Raw genomic sequence first — 18979 nt, forward strand, 5'->3', positions numbered from 1 at the left:
TGATCTTCAAAAACGCTCCAAAGCACTACTTGGAGCGTTTTACTTCGTCAGGTACTTTCCCCAAGTACTCAATAACATAACCAATACAAAAAACGCGTACGGAGACTTTATGCGCTTAAATAAAACCTTACTATCACTGACTATCGCTGCTGCAACCGTTGCTCCTGCGATGCAAGCTACTGCTGCCCCTCTTCAAATTAGCAACACTGTAGTAAAAGCAGAACAAGTTCAAGGCGCTAACGCTTGGCTGGAAATAAACTTAGGTCAATTCCGCGATAATATTGAGCAGTTTAAATCGCACATGGATGGCAAAACGAAAATCTGCGCCGTGATGAAAGCCGACGCATACGGTAATGGCATCGCGGGCCTGATGCCGACTATTATCGAACAACAAATCCCTTGCGTTGCCGTTGCAAGTAACGCCGAAGCACAGACCGTTCGCGACAGTGGCTTTAAAGGTCAACTTATGCGTGTACGCTCGGCGGATATTGGCGAGATCGAAGCCGCAATCGGCCTAAATATCGAAGAGCTGATTGGTACTGCAGAGCAAGCCAAAGCACTGTCTAAGCTAGCAGAGAAAGTGGATAAAGAAATCAAAGTTCACCTTGCTCTTAACGATGGTGGTATGGGACGAAATGGCGTTGATATGACAACAAAAGCGGGCAAGCAAGAAGCGCTAGAAATCGCTCAACAAGCTGGCGTTAATATTGTTGGCATCATGACTCATTTCCCTAACTACAATGCAGACGAAGTTCGTCAAAAGTTATCTTCGTTCAAAGACAGCTCTGCATGGCTGATTAAAGAAGCGGGCCTAAAACGCGAAGATATTTTGCTGCACGTGGCAAACTCTTACACTGCACTTAATGTTCCTGAAGCACAGCTTGATATGGTTCGTCCTGGTGGCGTTTTATATGGTGATCTGCCAACCAACCCTGAGTACCCTTCTATCGTGTCTTTCAAAACACGCGTGGCATCCGTTCACCACCTGCCAAAAAATAGCACTGTCGGTTACGACAGCAGCTACAAAACGAGCAAAGAAAGCCTAATGGCGAACATTCCTGTTGGTTACTCTGATGGCTACCCACGAAAAATGGGCAATACGGCAGAAGTACTGATCAAGGGCCAACGAGCAAAAGTGGCAGGTGTGGCTTCAATGAACACCACCATGGTTGATATTACAGGTATCAAAGATGTTGAGCCTGGTTCTGAAGTTGTACTGTTTGGCTCTCAGCAAGGCAAAACGATTTCGGCAGCAGAAATGGAAAAACATGCAGAGGTCATCTTCCCAGAACTATACACGGTTTGGGGTACTGCGAACCCTCGTGTCTACGTAAAATAAACCCTTTCAGTTATTCGTAACAGAACGAAAAAGCGAGCCTCGTGCTCGCTTTCCTACTCATATACTAATCTGTAACAATCCGTGCTCTTCTCAATTGAGCAGAGCTTGCTATTTGCGTTGCGTTACTTTCCTTGAGCCCTGGCAAGTGACAAATCCTCTAACCCCTTCATCTTAAAATCGTTCAGGTATACTTGTTTTTTTATATAGCACTTAGTGTTTGAAAGCCCTTTCAATTGATGTTAAACATGAAGTTTACAAAAGAATAACAAACGCATTCATATGGCACTGCCCTTTTTGCCTGCTGGCTAGGTATCTCTATGACAGAAAATACTCAACATCTTCAGCGTTCCTCATCTGAGTTGCACGAATTTACTCGGATCGACGTGTGGAACGGTTTCACCCAACTTTTACCTCTGTCCATGTTTGTGGTCATATTTGGCCTCGCATTCGGTGTTGCCGCCGTACAAACTGGACTAGATGTATTTCCCACTATGTTGATGAGCACACTGGTCTTCGCCGGTGCTTCACAATTTGCCACGCTAGAAATGTGGGGAGCAGAAGTACCTCTGATTCCAGTGCTTATTACTGTATTTGCTATTAATGCTCGTCACCTCTTGATGGGCGCTACGCTTTATCCATGGTTACGACAACTCCCACCGACAAAACGTTACGGCGTAATGCTGGTAGCATCAGACGCAAACTGGGCAATGGCACTCAATGCATTTGGTAGAAAAGAACCAGGTTTTGGTTTGCTTGTTGGTGGCGGCTTAGCGATGTGGTCGTTTTGGATTGTTGGCACCTGGTTCGGCATTTATTTTGGTAACGCAATCAAAGATCCGGTGAGCCTCGGACTCGATATGGTTATGGGGTGCTTCCTGCTGTCTATGGTGGTGGCAGGGCCGAAAGACTTAAGGATCTTTGCGATTTGGGCCACAGCAGCAGCCTCTTCTATGTTGGCGTATTGGTATTTACCAGAGAATAGCCACGTAGTGGTTGGCGCCATTACTGGTGGAGTCTTAGGTGCTTGTTGGAAGGAGAAAAAAGCATGAACATCGAAACGAGCGTAGGTGGCACACTGCTTATCATCATCGCTATGGCGTTAGTCACGCTCATAACCCGCTGGGGCGGAGTGTATGTTATGTCATTTATTCCAATTAGCGAACGGGTTCAACGTTTCATCACTGCGATGTCAGGTTCCGTATTAGTTGCCCTTTTAGCCCCACTAGCGGTTGAAGGTGATAACGGTGCTAGAGCAGCACTGTTTTCTACTGCCGTCGTTATGTTCATCGTGAAAAAGCCTCTGCCCGCAATTGCAGCTGGCATCATCGCAGCCGCCGCGGTACGTGCTCTTTAACCGTCCTCAGCTAGATAATTACTTAAGCTCACATTCTTCGATTGTGAGCTTAACCGAGCCTTATAAACTAACCATAACAACTTAGTCTCAACTTAACCACGGTGCTTTTTGGCATTGCTCTTTTAGTAGAGATAAAAAGCCAGTGACTCGCGCTGACCTCTCATGCGCAGCAGAACTCACGAGGGCAACAATATCGGCATTTGGAAGCTCGTAATCTGGTAATAATCGCACTAATTTACCACTATCAATCTGTGACTGAATATCCCATTCAGATCGCATGATGACCCCTAAGTCTCTTAAGGCCCAGTCTTTAATCACTCTGCCCTCATTACCTGCAAGTGAAGGACGAATTCGAACATTTTCTATGGCTCCTGAGACTGTATGAGTAAAGCTCCACAACGTGACATCTTCATTATTTTCTCTCAACGCAATACATTGATGCCTCTTAAGATCTTGCGGAGTTTCAGGCTGTCCATAACGTGATAAATACTCCGGCGAAGCGCAAACAAAGCGCTTGTTTGGGGCTAAACTCACCATCTTAAGGCTGGAATCCGCCAGGTGACCAATGTAGATGATAATGTCCCATTTATGATGGTTGGCCCAGTTTGGCTTATCTGATAACTCTAGCTCCACTTCTAGGCGCGGATGAGCTTTTTTATACTCACCTAATAAAGGTGCTATCACATCGTTGCCAAAGCCAAGGGGCGCCAATACTCTTAGACGACCACTGACATCCCCTCTGCTTTCATTGAGTTTATCGGTGAGTTCATCCAAATCCTCAAGGATAGAACTACCTGTATCGACTAAAACGCGCCCTTCTTCTGTTAAGCTAACTATGCGCGAAGGCCGTTGAAGTAACTTAAGCGATAGCTTCTTTTCGATATGTTGAATACGCTGAGTGACTGATGGAGGCGTTATATTGAGCGCACGAGCCGCATCTGCCAATGTTCTATGGTTAGAAACAACCACAAGAAATCGAATATCTTCTGTCGTTAACATTAACTTTCAACCTAATGTATAAGTAGATTTTTGTTAATATAATTCAACTTCTTCCTACTTCATAATCATTTCATCAATAGTTAATTTCACTTTGCAAGCTTAGGTAAATGAAATGATTAAGCATACAGAACACCCTAATTTAGAAAAACAATACAATGCTATTGGCACACCATTTCTCTATTTGGACAAACAAAAATTTTTGAGCAACCTTACTCAAATGCGCAGCCATATGTCGAAACTAGGCACACCACTAAGGCCCCACTTTAAGACAGTAAAATCGTTAGATGCGCTTCCTTACTTAATTGACTCTATAGAGGACCCAATCACTGTATCCACCCTTGAGGAAGCAGAACAGCTTGCCAGTTATGGTTGTAAAAACATTCTCTATGCTGTTGGCATATCAAAAGAAAAGCTATTGCGAGTCGAACTGCTACTGAAACGCGGTATGAGTATTGTGGTTTTACTTGATAGCATGGAACAAATCGATTTCGTTAACACCTACTGTCAAGAACGTGGGTGTGTCATTAGCTGCCTGATAGAGATTGATTGCGACGGACACCGAGGTGGTGTAAGTGCAGATTCCGAAGCCCTAATTGCAATGGCTAAGAGCTTAGATATGGGTTTGGCCGATTTTAAAGGGGTGATGCTCCACGCAGGTGAGTCTTACCACTGTAAGTCTCGAGAAGCATTAAACCAATCCGCCAGTAATGAAGTAGCGACTGCACAACTTGCAGCGAAACGCCTCGAGTCGGTTGGGATTTACTGCGAAATAGTCAGCGTGGGGTCTACCCCGACGGCATGCTCATACACAAACACAAGTGGAATCACAGAAGTCAGAGCTGGCGTCTATTCATTGTTTGACTTAGTGATGCATCGGCTCGGAGTGTGTACCTTAAACGATATCGCAATCTCAGTAGTAAGTAGTGTTATTGGACACAACAAATCGAGGGGGCAAATATTTGTTGATGCTGGTTGGATGGCTCTTTCTTTAGATAAAGGCCATGACGAACAATGTTATGGCGTGGTTCTCCAACCGAACGGCCAAGAGAATCAAATACTGAAAGTCGTGCAGGTAAATCAAGAGCACGGCATACTCGAAGCGGCTTCTGGAAGCGAGATCGACTTCGAATGTTTTCCCATTGGTTCTAGAGTACACATCGTCCCAAATCATGCATGTTCTACAAGCGCGATGCACAGTAAATACTATGTCTTTGACTTGGTAGAGGGTCAAATTGAGCAATGGAAACGTGTTTCAGGGTGGTAAGCATGATTTATCTAGATGAAAAAACGACTGCAGCGTTGATTTCTCACGAACTGGCATACAAAGCGGTCAAAGCGGCATTTTCTTCAGTACAAGATCAGCACTCATCAATATTTCCGGTCGTTAACGCATCAGGCCCGATCGAAGGCTCAATGTTTTCACTCAAATCAGCATGCACAAATCAATTACTTGGTTGGAAAATGGGAAGCTATTGGCCTTGTAATAATCAGTTTGGGCGACCAAACCATGGCACTCATATCTTTCTTCTTTCACCGGATACGGGGGAAATGAAAGCCATTTTGTCAGCAAGTTTGGTCAATGCCTACCGAACTGCAGCAGCTGATGCCATCGCTGTTGATCTACTGGCGAGACAAGATTCATCTGTACTCGCGTTATTTGGCACAGGTCATCAAGCTAAATACGAAGCGCTTGCCATTTCAAAAGTTAGGAATCTATCTAAAGTCCTGATTGTTGGTAGAAATCAGACTAACGCCAACCAATTAGCGCAAGAGCTAAGCAAAGAAGGGTTAACAACAGACATCAAATCCGCTCAAGAAGCCTGTGAAAGCGCAGATATTATTGTTACCGTTACAGCGTCCACCGCTCCTTTGTTTGAATCTTCATGGGTAAAACCTGGAACTCATATTTCTGCAATGGGAGCAGATAAAATAGGAAAACAGGAACTTCCACCATCGCTATTTGAGAACGCCACCCTCTACTGTGACTATTTATCTCAGTCCAAAACGATTGGTGAGTTCCAGCATGCGCCAGATAAAGAGATCTATCAGATCGGTGACAAGCTTCAATTAAAAGAAAGGAACAAAAACGACATTACTATTTTTGATAGCTCAGGAATTGCCTATCAAGATCTTTATGTTGCGCAAATGGTTTTAGATAAATACCTATCCAAGGAAGATTACCATGAATAACGTTAGCTTTTTAAAAATAAACGGTAACACCATCGATGACATTATCGACCTCTCCGTGGAAGAGTCCCAAAAACATCTCATTGCTAATAATGCAGAATGGCTTGCAGAGGCGAGTTTCAACGACGATAGCGTCAGTTACGGCATTTATTTAGACGACAAGCCAGCAGGGCTCATCTCTCTTATCGATCCAAGACTACTCGACAAGTTCGATGATCACTTTCAAAAGGATCATTTGTACGTGTGGCGCGTCATGATTGACCATCGTTTTCAAGGAAAGGGATTGGGAAATCAAGCGATTAACTTTAGCAAGCGATACGCTTCCATTATCGGTTTACAAGGCGTGTCCCTAACCACAATGGATAAAGAGGAAGGGAATGCTCTCCATATTTACCAAAAGCTTGGTTTTACCCCAACAGGAAGAAGACTTGATGATGAAATAGAGTTGATTTTTAGCGTCAAAGAGTAAAAAGCCAACCTGGTCGGCCATATAGTGTTCCACCAGGTTGACTTGATGAATATTCAATGTTTACGCACAGCAGTTACAATTGCGCTTGTATTTGTCCATTTTGCCAATACCAGGGTTAAAGGTGTTGGTTGGATCTAGCTCGTGGTAAAACTTCTGCAGCGAATTTTCAGCTTCGTACAAGTGACCCACATTATGTTCTGCTGGGTATTTAGCACCACGGCTATTGAGGTGTTCTAGCATCAGCTTTTTCATCAACTTCGTGTCGGTCCCTTTTTTGAAAATGTAATCTTGATGGAATACATAACACATAAAGTGACCATAATAGAGCGCTTGAACAAGGTTCTTACTCACCTCTTCCGGTAAAGTTTCTAGCCACTCTTCATCATTACGTCGCAAAGCGATATCAAGTGCAACGATGTCTTCTACGTCTTTTCGGTGAATCGTCTCGTAACGAATTGCTGCACCTGCTGCTGCAAAGCGATGTAAATAAGCTTTTTTACCCTCTTCCGGCGTACACTCGAAGAAATCACAGTCATCTTCAACAGCCCAAACTTCATTGAGGTATTTTTGCGCCTCAGCAATACCACTATCACTCATTTTTAATACCAGGTGATGCTCATACTTGTCGCGGAAATCCAGCATTCGTTCTGGTAAATGTTGTGGGAACAACTTACTCGCGTAGTACAAAATGGTGTCTGGCAGGTATTTACTAACAAACGGGACGCGCTCTAAGACATTTTCTACTTTAGCTTTAAGTGCAAACATTTTTGGCAGCTTATCTGTGCCTAGCAAGTCGATGGATAAAAAGACGTCTTTGCCGTACTTCTCTGCCATGTTGAAGATATCTCGATGCAAGTATTCTCCCATCTCAGGCAAGTTCTCAAACGTAGATAAGAAATCTTTTCGCAGCTTCGTCAGTTTCGCAGGATCATTGGTGCCAAGGTAAAAAACCTGCTCTTTTTCGGGTACTGGGTAGCTATCAACTCGAACGGCGAAAACACCCAATTTACCAGCGCAGCCACTGGCTTCAAATAATCGACGTTCATCGGCATTAAAGCGAGAAGGAATGTCAGAAGTCACGTCTCGAACACGTTCATCGTATTCTTTGTCTGATGCCATTCGCTCGTCATGAATGATCTTCGCTGGGTCAAAGTTTCCTTCTTGCAGGTTTGTCAGAATTTCTTCTGGCGTTTCACCTAACCCTTCAATACCAAGGTGATTAACCAGGTGTAACTGGCCTTGTTTATCGACCTGCGCATAAATCGCCAGCTCCGTGTAAGCAGGACCACGCTTGACTAACGCACCGCCTGAGTTATTGGCGATACCACCAACCACAGTGGCACCTAATGATGAAGAACCGATGATAGAGTGCGGCGCTCGGTTCACCGCCTTCAATTCTTTTTCCAATGAGTGCAAACTTGCACCTGGCAAGCATACCGCCTGCTTACCGCCATCTAATAAGTGAATCTTCTTGATTTTGGTAATATTGATCACGACCACATCACGGTCATAATCATTACCACTTGGAGCTGAGCCTTCTGTTAAACCTGTTTTGGCAGCCTGCATAATAATAATGCAGTTTGCTTCAACGCACTGTTTAATGATCTTCCATTGTTCTACAAGAGTATTAGGAAACACGATAGCAAGCGCAGTGCCACTACCTGAGCGAAAACCCGAGCGGTAGTATTTTGTTTTAACCTCGTCGGTTAGGACATTTTCTTCCCCAACGATAGTTTTAAATTCGTCAATCAGCTGCTTTTGTTTCATATCTGCATCTCTAGTTATTGTACTTCGCTCACATCACCGTTTAGTGACGGTAATGGGCGTTTGAGCCACTATAAGCAGTCCATTTCTCGGCGTCTATGTCAGGCAGGCGAGCAACACTTAACCCACAGACAACAAACAAAATAATTCTTTTATTTTTCTGTCACTTATCTTTCACATTCAGAAAATTTAACGCAAGAAACAGACCGTTTCTTAAAAGAAACAATAGCAAAACCATTTGTTAACAGTTGTGCGCAGCATCTTGTTATCAATATTAGTGATAAAACAAGGAGAAAGCTTAAGCTTCTAAATTTATAAGAATTATTAGAAATGAAGATGGAAACAATAACTCAACACCAACATAACGATTGGTGTTGAGTTATTGTCTTAAAATCGATGATTTTGACTTTGAAAGCTGATGTATAGATGATCAATGAAGATCTTAATTTTTTCTGGCTGTTGACGAGTGTAAGGATACACTGCATAAATACCCAAACATTTGGCGGTTTCGTCTTTGAACAATTGAATCAGGCGGCCTTGCTTTAAGTCTTCATAAACCAAGACACGTGGCACATAGATGATTCCCTGCCCCAACAGTGCGACGTTTCTCAATACCGAAGAGTTGTTGGTACAGAGGTTACCGTCGACTGTAATTTGATACACCTCGTCTCCGTCTTTAAACGCCCACTCACGCGCCCCGGTTTCTTGGTAGGAATAAACCAAACAATTGTGCTTATCCAAGGCTTGAGGTTGCTTAGGAATGCCATGTTTAGCAAGGTATTGAGGTGACGCACAAACAATCCAATTCGCATCCACCAGCTTTCTTGCAATCAGACTAGAATCTGGCAACACACCCGTTCTAATTGCCAGATCAAAACGTTCATTCACGATATCGACGAAACGATTATCTAGATCCATATCGATATTGATGTCAGGGTATTTCTGATTAAACTCATTGATCACTTGAGGAAGAATTAACTCACCAGAGATAGTGGGTACAGAAACTTTAATGTTTCCAGATAAATTCTTACCTAACCCCACAATGGATTCTTCTGCCGTTGCCACCGCTTGATAAACGGCTTTTGCATGAGTAAAGAACGCTCGCCCTGCCTCCGTCAACGTTAACGTTCGCGTTGTTCGGTAAAGAAGCTGTACACCAAGCTCTTGCTCAAGCTTCGCGATGCGTTTACTGACAACCGATTTGGTCAATGACATGTGTCTTGCAGCAGCACTGAATGAGCCTTGCTCGATCAGGTGATAGAAAATGATGTAATCGTCGGTATTTCTCATGCGTCTTCGTCAAATCCTTTGTAGACCGATATTGTAAACGGATATTGGTCAATCTACGAAATATCGGATCACACTTAACAGCATAACTCGCGAAAGAAACAAGGGTTATACCAACAGTTCAAGAAATTGAGATGGCGTAAATTTATCAATATTCAGATACAAAAAAACCAGCTTTCGCTGGTTTTAAGTTGATGCGCTTGGCATCGAGATATCGCAATTGCCATATCTGAATAATTTGGAGCGACACACGAGGTTCGAACTCGTGACCTCAACCTTGGCAAGGTTGCGCTCTACCAACTGAGCTAGTGTCGCATTGATTCTCGAAAGCCATTCACTCTCAAAAGAATAATGGAGGCGCCTCCCGGAGTCGAACCGAGGTCCACGGATTTGCAATCCGCTGCATAGCCACTCTGCCAAGGCGCCTTTTTTACTTCGCTTCAGGGCTCTTCCCCGTTGCGTTGGTGGCTACTTTACGGATTGAGAGAAGATAGTCAAACAAAAATCTTTCATTTTCTGTTTGTTTGATTTCTTTTAAGCCAATTAGACCAAAGTTCGATCTTATCGGCTTAAAACGAAGCAATATAAATCTAGCTTTCTGTACGTTTTACTCAATAGAATTTCAATGCCACTTAGTAATTACCGACCCGTTTAAGCAACCTGCCCACAACATTAGGATAATAAGACCACGTGTGATCAAACATCGACATTAATGCCGGGTTTCCGTATTTAGATAGGCTGATCGCGTGAAAACGGTTTTTCTTCGCTTTAAGCGCATCCACTTTGGCAAGCAACTCGTCTTGTTGTTTTGGCGCGATAAAGTCGGAAATGACCACCATATCGGCATTTTTGTACTTATCACCGCTCATCAAGTCGATAGATTTGATCAAAGTTGGCTCTAAGTCTGTACCACCATGGAAGCTATAAGTTAAAAAGTCCGCCGCCTCGCGCAGACCATCTTGTTTGGTTAGCTCATACGTAATGTGTTCCGTCGAAAAAATAATGACATAGCAATCACGTTGCTCCGCTAATGCAATTTGCATCAGCGCATAAGCCATGGCTTTGGCGCATTGTTCAGGAAACCCGCTCATTGAGCCGGACGCGTCCACACACACAATAAACGGTCCTTTTTCGATATCTACCGCTTTGTTGTCAGGTCGGTGAGCTTTAACTTTACGTAACGTGCGCGATTTGCCCTGTGTACGGTAGTTCATAAGTCGTTTATCGACTAAGTGTTTATAGAACACGACCTCGAGTTCAGGATACGCCAAAAACATCGTTTCGTTGGGAAGTAGCTTATTTAAATCATCGCTTTCGTGAATGCCGACAATATCATCTGTCGCTTCATCACTCTTCTCTTCGATCATTTGTAGCTCTTCAGTAGGCGCGCGGTTAAGTTCGGGATCATTCACTTGCCCCGCCATACGGCCAAGTTGCTCGGCTATTTCTTGCAAGCCTTGGTGCTTCTTCAGAAACTCCGCATGGCGTTTCATCACTGTTAAGTCAGTTTTGCTCAACTTGGCAGATGCCATATCCCATAAGCGCCCTACACTTTCAGCATCACCCGACTCCGTGACCTTATCCATATTACGCATGGTCTCCATACGCTGATACAGGTCATTCAGCACTTTCTCTTTATTGGCCTCAAGCTCGCTTACTTGCGCTTGCTTAATCGCATCGGCTAGACTTTGGTACCATTGATCACAGAAGTAATGTGGGAACATGGGATTATTCATCCCCTTGTTCTTCTCCATCATTCGGCGAGCCTGCATATAAAAAGCGGAGTGCCACTCAAGCTTTTTAATCACATCTTCGATGTTTTCGAAAAACGCCTCTTCATCCCAGTGAATGACTTCTTGATATAAAGACAGCTCTTGTTGGAAACGCTCTGTCTCACATACCTTGGTAATCCGTTTTTTAACACTGCCTCGCCACTTTAATAAGTGGCCTTTGACCGAAGATTTAACGCCTCGGTTTTCTGCCATCATCATGACTTGTGAACGCGCCATTAAATCATTAACTGCGCTATCGATGATGCCAGAGTCGGCTACCATCAGCGCAAGGTTAAGTCCGTCTGCACCTAGCATGTCGTCTCCTTATGAGAAAAACTGATGTAAGTTTTTAAAGCGTTGGATAACTTTCTCGCTTTCAGCTTGGATAGACTCAAGTCTCTGACTGACCTGCTGCAGACTCGACTCCATTAGGCGTGGTAATTCAGGATCAACAAAGCTATGCGGAAGCGCATCATGGAAATTCGCTTTTACCTTGCGCATATGGTGTTCTGCTTCACTGAGTTGATTTACGGCTTTTTCACTCTGCGTTAACCATTTTTGGTAAAGCTCTACATCCAAGCCCTCTTGAGTCACTAAGCTCACCAGAATGCCTCGGTTTGCGATATCACGGATAACTAGGTTATTTGCAGCATCAACATCAAATCGTAAACGGCACATGTTGGTGTTTTGATTGACGTAGCCATACACATCACCGTGTCCTTCTTTGATGACTCGGTCTAGTTCATCTTTTGGCACGTAAACCCAGCGGCTATCGCCTTTCTCTGATTCTGAAACCGACATGTTGCTTTGCAAAATAACCAGTTTAACTAAGTTAACGGCTGCGCCAACTTTGTAGGTCTTAGCTTTAGAGGTATCAAAACGCATGGTTTCTTTGCGCAGAATACCCGTTGCCGCTTCAGACGTTAACGTCATGCGGTAGGCATCTTCAAGCTCATGCTGAACATCGACCAAAGACTCGCGACAGTATTCAATTTCCTGTTCGGCGTCTTGTTGGTCAAATGCATGTTTTAGGGCGAACTCTTGTACCACTTCACGTACCACATCTCGCGATTCAGGGCTGTTCCATAAACAATCTTGCAGCAACAGTAGATCAAGTGGGTTGATTTCATCGCGTCCATTAAAAAACGCGCTCGCTTTTAGCAATTTCACGGCTTTCTTCCAGCGGCGGTCAGACACATACATGTCGGTATTAGCGACATCGCCAAACTGAGCTTCGACTTTGCTTTCTAACATCGTTTTAAGCTGGAAAAGCTTATCGAATGCATTATCGGTTAACGTCAGCTTGTCGAGCTGCTGTTGCCATTGATGATATTCTTCATCTGTTATTGCTAGCCCTTCTGGCACTTGTGCCTCTTGTGACGTGCCTACCGTCAACATCGACTTAAAGTTTTGTTTATTCTGAATTCGATTCACAAACACGCGCACCAACATGCGGTCATAGAGTGCATCCAAACCGCTGTCTTCATCTGGCAGTTCATTGGACGCCGATACCAACAAACGCATTGGCACACGCTCAATATCGCTGCCATTTTTGAACGTTTTCTCATTGACCACTGTCAGCAATGTATTCAGAATGGCGGGGCCCGCCTTCCAGATTTCATCTAAAAATACGACTTGTGCGGTTGGCAAATACCCTTTAGTTAAGCGAACATAACGACCGTTATCTTTGAGTTCTTGAATACTCAGTGGCCCAAAAACTTCTTCAGGTGTTGAGAATCGCGTCATCAGGTATTCAAAGTAACTGCTATTATCGAACGCTTGGATAAGTCGCTTGGCAATTAAGCTTTTTGCAATGCCAGGTGGGCCTAAAAGAAAAACACTTTCACCAGCAAGTGCCGCAAGGAGGCAGAGCTTGATGGTATGTTCGCGTTCATAAACGCCATCCGTTAACGCTTTAGCCAACTTGTTGATGCGTTCTGAGAGAAGCGCTTTTTCGGCATTTGAGGCAAATAAGGTTTGTGTCATACGTTCTCCGGCTGCTGAACTGGTATTGCGTTAACATTTTTATACACTTGTTATAACTTTGTTACAAATGTATTTTGTTGAATTCCCCTTATAGCAGATGCTTACCCCCTTCTTTAGCCAGCAATCAAAGTTTCCATTTATGAGATACAGCTCACTGAAAGTGCAAACGCTTTCGTTGTGTTGCAACATTTTTTGCTTTTGTTTCCCACCATTTGTGGTTAATGTCGAAAAACGTCAAAATGCGGTAACAGCTAGGGTTAATAACTGCATGAGCAAAATAATTCATAAATGGAAGCAAATTTCTCTGATTGAAGAAGAGGTTATGCTTCCTACAGGACAGGCAATTACGCACACCACAATCCATCATCCGGGCGCTGCGGTGATTCTCCCTATTACAACGGAAGGAGAGATAGTCCTTGTCCATCAATTTCGCCCTTCACTTAATAAATGGCTTTTGGAGCTTCCTGCTGGTACAAGAGAAGGCAATGAAGACCCTCTCTGCTGCGCGAAAAGAGAGCTAGAGGAAGAAACGGGCTATAGTGCAGAAAAATTCACTTCTCTCGGCCAAGTCACTCCCCTTGCCGGATTTTGTGATGAGATACAGTACCTATTTGTTGCTGAGAAGCTCAGCCAAACCAACCGTTACGAATGTGATGAAGATGAAGTGATTGAGGTTGTTACCTTGTCACTCCAACAACTCGAAGACAAGATTATTGATGACACAATTACCGATGCCAAAACGATCGCTTGTTTAAGCAAAGCGCGCCTTTGCGGATATATTTAGGACTTTGACCAAGGAGACATTCATGGATTTTCGATCAGATACCGTTACACAGCCTACCCAAGCCATGCGAGAGGCCATGTTTAAGGCCCCCGTTGGGGATGATGTTTATGGTGATGACCCTACGGTCAATGAGCTTGAGGAGTTTGCCGCAGAGCTTGCAGGATTCGAAGCGGCTTTGTTTACTACTTCAGGCACGCAAGCCAATCTGCTCGGCCTAATGGCGCATTGTGAACGCGGAGATGAATATCTGTGTGGGCAGCAAGCACATAACTACAAGTACGAAGCTGGCGGCGCAGCAGTACTTGGGTCAATTCAACCTCAACCAGTCGAAAATAACCCAGATGGCACACTCCCATTTGATAAACTGGCAGCGGCGATTAAGCCAGATGATTGTCACTTTGCTCGTACCAAGCTGCTCAGCTTAGAAAACACTATTAATGGCAAAGTGCTGCCTCTGTCTTACTTAGCAGAAACTCGTGACTTCGTGAATAAACATAACTTGCAGATGCATCTAGATGGCGCAAGAGTATTCAATGCAGCGGTTGCTTTAGATGTTCCGGTAAAAGAAATCGGTCAGTATTTTGATTCAATGACGATTTGTCTGTCGAAAGGTTTGGCTGCCCCTGTTGGTTCGTTACTGCTTGGTAGCAAAGAGTACATCGCAAAAGCACGTCGCTTAAGAAAGATGGTCGGCGGTGGTATGCGTCAAGCGGGTATTCTTGCCGCAGCAGGCAAACTTGCCCTTACCGAACAAGTGGAACAGCTAAAACAAGATCATATCAACGCAAAAAATTTAGCAGAAGGTTTAGCAGAACTGCCTGGTTTTTCAGTCAACCCTGATTTTATTCAAACGAACATCGTGTTCGCGAAGCTTGATCCTCAAGTGGACATAGTAAGTATCGCTGCGAAACTGAAGGAACAAAATATTACGATAACACCTGGAAACCCCATTCGTTTCGTGACTCATAAAGACATTTCAGTGCAAGATATCGACAATTTCTTATCAAGCATTAAATCTCTGCTTTAGTTTGATTTTGATCATTGAGCTTCCCCTAAGGGGAAGCTTTATTGTATCGATATGACTTTTTAGCGAATAGACAATCTTCATGTTCAGATTTGTACTTCTAACCTCTCTTATTTTCTCTTCCGCTAGCCATGCCGCGCCTTTTGGTGATGCTGATAAAGGTAAAATCAAATCCCCTAGCTGCGTCTATTGTCATGGTGCAACAGGCGTCGCAGGTAATGATGCCTATCCAAATCTTGCAGGTCAAAATGCCCAGTATCTATACGATGCGATGAAGTCTTACCAAGCAGGCGAACGTAAAGGGCCGCTTGCCGAAATGATGGGCGCACAATTAAGAATGTTAAATGATGAGGATCTTCGTGATGTCGCTGCATTTTATGCAGAACAGACGCAAGACAAATGATTTATTTATCTCGGCTCACAACAAGAGCTTGTGAGCCCTCGACCCGAGCCAAAACATTTAACCAAACTTTGCTTGTAAAATAATCACAATGACTTCACTTCAAATATTTGATGAATTTATAGTTCAATATTCCCATTAATATTGACTTTTTATTCTGGTTTATTGATATTTCATGCTTCATTGAATTTAACGTGAAGTAAGTTATGTCTCACACACATGCGCAACCAACGGACTCGGTTGCTACACCCAAATCATGGCAGATGCCAGATACCCTCATTTTGATCTTCATTGTTGGTATTCTCGCTGCGATTCTTACCTACTTAATTCCTGCTGGCCATTTTGACAGTCAGCAAGTGACTTATATGGTCGATGGTGCAGAAAAAACTCGCACGGTTATCGATCCATCTTCTTTCTCTTATGCAACCGACGAAAACGGTGAATTGGTTTACAACAAGGTTGGCCTGTTTGCTTCTGGTGGTGGCATTGGTCTCATGAACTTCCCTTTCGAAGGGCTAGTTTCAGGCTCTAAATGGGGCAGCGCGATCGGCGTGATTATGTTCATGTTGGTTATCGGTGGTGCTTTCGGCGTTGTAATGCGAACAGGCACCATCGACAACGGTATCTTGCGCCTTATCGATAAGACCAAAGGTAACGAAGCGCTATTCATTCCAGTGCTATTTTTGCTGTTCTCTCTGGGCGGTGCGGTATTTGGTATGGGTGAAGAAGCCGTAGCATTTGCGATTATTATCGCTCCGCTTATGGTTCGCCTTGGTTATGATGGTATCACTACGGTAATGGTGACCTATGTTGCGACTCAAATTGGCTTCGCTACTTCTTGGATGAACCCTTTCTCCGTCGCTATTGCACAAGGCATTGCAGGTGTACCTGTTTTATCCGGCATGACTGTGCGCATGGGGTTATGGGTTGGCTTTACGTTAATCGGTATCGCTTTCACAATGCTCTACGCCGCTCGAGTGAAGTCAAACCCAGAACTTTCTTACAGTCACCGCACAGACAAATACTTCCGTCAGCAAGAGCTTGGCAATCAAGATTCTCGTTGGAATATCGGCGATACACTCGTCATTCTTACGGTCATCGCGACCACAGTATGGGTTGTTTGGGGCGTAGTCGCTAACGCATGGTACATCCCAGAAATCGCTTCTCAATTTTTCACTATGGGCTTTGTTGTCGCGATCATCGGTACGATTTTTCGCTTAAACGGTATGACGCTCAACTGCGCAGCCGATGCGTTTAAAGAGGGGGCGGCTATTATGCTTGCTCCTGCTCTATTGGTTGGTTGTGCGAAAGGTGTGTTACTTATCCTAGGTGGCGGTACGACCGATGAAGCGAGTGTACTGAATTCTATTCTGAACAGTGCTGGCGGCGTGATCAGTGGGCTTCCTGACGTAGCTGCGGCATGGTTAATGTATGTATTCCAATCTATCTTCAACTTCTTCGTTACTTCCGGATCTGGACAAGCGGCACTGACGATGCCTTTATTAGCGCCATTGGCGGATATTGCAGGTGTCACGCGCCAAGTTGCCGTTTTGTCATTCCAACTTGGAGATGGTTTTACCAACGTTATCGTCCCTACTTCAGCATCCTTGATGGCAACACTTGGTGTCTGCCGCATCGACTGGGGTGACTGGGCAAAATTCTGCTGGCGATTTATCCTATTACTCTTTACCCTGTCGAGTGTCGTCGTTATCGCAGCTCACATAATGGGGTTTGCGTAAAACGAAATCAATTGGCACAAGGCGAGACACGTTCTCGCCTTATTAATACTCTTCGTATGGCGACGTTAAGGTTTTAGATTGGCTTATGGTTTTGGAGTGGTAACTTTAATGGCAACACAACTTCTCGATGACATGATTCAAGGTCATCAAGTGATTCAATCTCTCAATGTAGCAGACCTAGGTCCGGGTGAGCATAAGTTTTGGTTCCGCATCGCAACCAACGCGCTCTCTCAGTGGCAATATCTTCCTGTTTTAGTATTCAAAGGTGAAAAACCTGGCAAGAAAATCATGATCACCGCAGGGGTTCATGGTGATGAATATAATGGTGTGTTAGCAGCGCAGAAGACCGCTAGAGAACTCATTGGCACTGAAGTCGCTGGTACTGTCACTATTGTTCCAACCATTAACATGCCAGGTATGCTAAACCACAGCCGCGATTTCTATTCCGCAGACCCGGATGCGTCTCCTGCAAACTTAAACCGTTTTTTCCCTGGTGACCAAAACGGCAATGAGGCACAACGCTACTTATATGCATTGTGGAATGATCTGCTCAAGCCAAATGCTGATTTAGCCATTGACCTTCACACTCAAACCAGTGGTGCGGCCTATCCACTATACGTGTTTGCAGACTTCCGAATTGAGCAATCATTAGAAATGGCTCGTCTCATTAATCCTGATGCGATTTTAAATGATCCTGGAGATGCTGGCGTCCTTGAAACAGTTTGGAATAACCATGGTGTCCCAAGCATTACGGTTGAAGTGGGTATGGGGCGCTACACAGAGCAAAAACTCATTAGTCGAACCGTATCAGGCATTTTTAATGTGTTGAAGCAGCATAACGTCGTAGAAGGTGAGATAGAGCCTATCACTTCATGCTTGGAAGGAAACGAGATAGTCAGTATGAAAGCGACACATGGCGGCTTTGTACTACCTCATGTTGGTTTGATGGATTTTGTCGAGCAAGGCCAACTGGTTGCGATTCAATACGACAGCTTTGGCACTGAAGTTGAGCGCTACACCGCCCCTACAAGTGGTACAGTGCTCAGCCACAATGTCGAATCTATTCGGGCGCCTGGCTCTCTGATCGTTCGTTTGATTAAGTAAACCATAACCGTTTGTCGATAGATCTACCTTTCGATGCTCACTCAAATTTATATAGGCCCCATCACGAGTAATCACAAATGATGGGGCTATATTTTTTTACATGAGGTTACAAGGTAACAAAAATATTCCAAGCAAAACTCAAAACCGCTATACAGAAACTTCGCTTCTGTTGATTTTAGAAGTCACATTGATGAACTTAAAACTGTCGTCCACTCTCTTGATCAACGAGAATTAGCTTATCTAACGCGAAACCTTTCTCTTTAGCAACCTGCTTAAAACGCTCCAGGATTTTCTCATCAACGTTGGGTGTTCTAGACAATAGCCACAAGTAGTCGTGGTTGTAACCGGAGACAAACGCATAGTCGTAGTTTTCACCTAGCTCAAACACAATGTAAGAAGAATAGATTGGCCCAAAAAAGGAGACTTTTAAGTGCCCAACCGTTTCGTCTTCAACAAAATAAGCTTTACCTTCAGCTTCGGACCACTGTTGATCTTCTTCTGAATATCCGCGGTTTGTCACCTTAACCCCACCATCCTCGCGAAGCCGATACTCGGCCGTAACGTTGGATAGACCACGCTCAAACGAATGATCGAGCCGTGCGATTTCGTACCACTTGCCTAGATAAGGCTCTAAATCAAAATTGTTAACTGGCTCCACCCCATCAGGTTTAGAGGTACAGCCAAATAAAGTAACAAGTGATAAAAGTAATAATGTTTTTAGCGATTTCATACAACACCTAAATTTGATTTAGTGATTGATTTTACTGTAGA

At 44.1% G+C, this 18979-nt stretch carries 17 protein-coding genes and 2 tRNA genes; 11 read left to right on the forward strand and 8 right to left on the reverse strand.

The genetic code is table 11. The features are described from left to right. Window positions 1-109: 109 nt before the first annotated feature. The 3 genes from alr (at window position 110) to D8S93_RS16635 (ending at window position 2693) form a co-directional block, all read left to right on the forward strand. Window positions 110-1339, forward strand: a complete 1230-nt coding sequence (alr, locus tag D8S93_RS16625) for an alanine racemase (RefSeq protein ID WP_046875385.1) — start codon at window positions 110-112, stop codon at window positions 1337-1339. 317 nt (window positions 1340-1656) lie between these two features. Beyond that, window positions 1657-2388 carry an AzlC family ABC transporter permease gene (locus tag D8S93_RS16630; protein ID WP_046875384.1) on the forward strand — a complete coding sequence of 244 codons (732 nt, stop codon included), beginning with the start codon at window positions 1657-1659 and terminating at the stop codon, window positions 2386-2388. Then, window positions 2385-2693 carry an AzlD family protein gene (locus D8S93_RS16635; protein ID WP_012842209.1) on the forward strand — a complete coding sequence of 103 codons (309 nt, stop codon included), beginning with the start codon at window positions 2385-2387 and terminating at the stop codon, window positions 2691-2693. Before D8S93_RS16630 ends, D8S93_RS16635 begins: the two co-directional genes overlap by 4 nt. 87 nt (window positions 2694-2780) lie before the next feature. Here D8S93_RS16635 and D8S93_RS16640 read toward each other — a convergent pair whose 3' ends face one another. After that, window positions 2781-3692 carry a LysR family transcriptional regulator gene (locus tag D8S93_RS16640; protein ID WP_046875383.1) on the reverse strand — a complete coding sequence of 304 codons (912 nt, stop codon included), beginning with the start codon at window positions 3690-3692 and terminating at the stop codon, window positions 2781-2783. A 112-nt stretch (window positions 3693-3804) separates the two neighbouring features. On the opposite strand from D8S93_RS16640, the gene D8S93_RS16645 reads away from it, so the two are divergent. The 3 genes from D8S93_RS16645 to D8S93_RS16655 are packed head-to-tail and all read left to right on the forward strand — an operon-like array spanning window position 3805 to window position 6348. Next, on the forward strand, window positions 3805-4956 hold the full coding sequence (locus tag D8S93_RS16645) for an alanine racemase (protein WP_046875382.1): 1152 nt from the start codon (window positions 3805-3807) through the stop codon (window positions 4954-4956). A gap of 2 nt (window positions 4957-4958) precedes the next feature. Then, window positions 4959-5882, forward strand: a complete 924-nt coding sequence (locus tag D8S93_RS16650) for an ornithine cyclodeaminase family protein (protein WP_046875381.1) — start codon at window positions 4959-4961, stop codon at window positions 5880-5882. Continuing rightward, window positions 5875-6348, forward strand: coding sequence for a GNAT family N-acetyltransferase (locus tag D8S93_RS16655; RefSeq protein WP_046875380.1), 474 nt, complete (start codon window positions 5875-5877; stop codon window positions 6346-6348). The genes D8S93_RS16650 and D8S93_RS16655 overlap by 8 nt, the downstream gene beginning before the upstream one ends. Before the next feature lie 60 nt (window positions 6349-6408). Here D8S93_RS16655 and dld read toward each other — a convergent pair whose 3' ends face one another. The 6 genes from dld to D8S93_RS16685 all read right to left on the reverse strand — a co-directional run bounded on the left by dld (window position 6409) and on the right by D8S93_RS16685 (window position 13157). After that, on the reverse strand, window positions 6409-8115 hold the full coding sequence (gene dld, locus D8S93_RS16660; protein WP_046875379.1) for a D-lactate dehydrogenase: 1707 nt from the start codon (window positions 8113-8115) through the stop codon (window positions 6409-6411). A gap of 384 nt (window positions 8116-8499) precedes the next feature. Continuing rightward, a complete protein-coding gene (locus D8S93_RS16665; RefSeq protein WP_046875378.1) occupies window positions 8500-9402 on the reverse strand; it encodes a LysR family transcriptional regulator in 903 nt (300 codons plus the stop codon). 236 nt (window positions 9403-9638) lie between these two features. Further along, window positions 9639-9714 (reverse strand) — tRNA-Gly (locus tag D8S93_RS16670). Between the two features lie 37 nt (window positions 9715-9751). Then, window positions 9752-9825: transfer RNA gene (locus D8S93_RS16675), tRNA-Cys, on the reverse strand. 206 nt (window positions 9826-10031) lie between these two features. After that, a complete protein-coding gene (viaA, locus tag D8S93_RS16680) occupies window positions 10032-11486 on the reverse strand; it encodes an ATPase RavA stimulator ViaA (protein ID WP_046875377.1) in 1455 nt (484 codons plus the stop codon). Window positions 11487-11495: 9 nt separating this feature from the next. Next, window positions 11496-13157 carry an ATPase RavA domain-containing protein gene (locus D8S93_RS16685; protein ID WP_152814343.1) on the reverse strand — a complete coding sequence of 554 codons (1662 nt, stop codon included), beginning with the start codon at window positions 13155-13157 and terminating at the stop codon, window positions 11496-11498. 268 nt (window positions 13158-13425) lie between these two features. On the opposite strand from D8S93_RS16685, the gene D8S93_RS16690 reads away from it, so the two are divergent. The 5 genes from D8S93_RS16690 to D8S93_RS16710 all read left to right on the forward strand — a co-directional run bounded on the left by D8S93_RS16690 (window position 13426) and on the right by D8S93_RS16710 (window position 18208). Then, window positions 13426-13941: an NUDIX hydrolase gene (locus D8S93_RS16690; protein ID WP_152814345.1), complete on the forward strand. Its 516-nt coding sequence runs from the start codon at window positions 13426-13428 to the stop codon at window positions 13939-13941. A gap of 22 nt (window positions 13942-13963) precedes the next feature. Beyond that, window positions 13964-14968, forward strand: coding sequence for a low-specificity L-threonine aldolase (ltaE, locus tag D8S93_RS16695; RefSeq protein ID WP_152814347.1), 1005 nt, complete (start codon window positions 13964-13966; stop codon window positions 14966-14968). 79 nt (window positions 14969-15047) lie between these two features. Continuing rightward, window positions 15048-15368 (forward strand): c-type cytochrome, encoded by a 321-nt coding sequence (locus D8S93_RS16700; RefSeq protein WP_005396401.1) that lies wholly within the window; start codon window positions 15048-15050, stop codon window positions 15366-15368. Window positions 15369-15571: 203 nt separating this feature from the next. Continuing rightward, window positions 15572-17104: a putative basic amino acid antiporter YfcC gene (yfcC, locus tag D8S93_RS16705; RefSeq protein WP_152814349.1), complete on the forward strand. Its 1533-nt coding sequence runs from the start codon at window positions 15572-15574 to the stop codon at window positions 17102-17104. Between the two features lie 108 nt (window positions 17105-17212). Continuing rightward, a complete protein-coding gene (locus D8S93_RS16710; protein WP_152814351.1) occupies window positions 17213-18208 on the forward strand; it encodes a succinylglutamate desuccinylase/aspartoacylase family protein in 996 nt (331 codons plus the stop codon). A 196-nt stretch (window positions 18209-18404) separates the two neighbouring features. Here D8S93_RS16710 and D8S93_RS16715 read toward each other — a convergent pair whose 3' ends face one another. Then, window positions 18405-18938: a lipocalin family protein gene (locus D8S93_RS16715; RefSeq protein WP_152814353.1), complete on the reverse strand. Its 534-nt coding sequence runs from the start codon at window positions 18936-18938 to the stop codon at window positions 18405-18407. Window positions 18939-18979: the final 41 nt, after the last annotated feature.

The organism is Vibrio sp. VGrn 2 (assembly GCF_009361695.1).
Lineage (GTDB): Bacteria > Pseudomonadota > Gammaproteobacteria > Enterobacterales > Vibrionaceae > Vibrio > Vibrio diabolicus.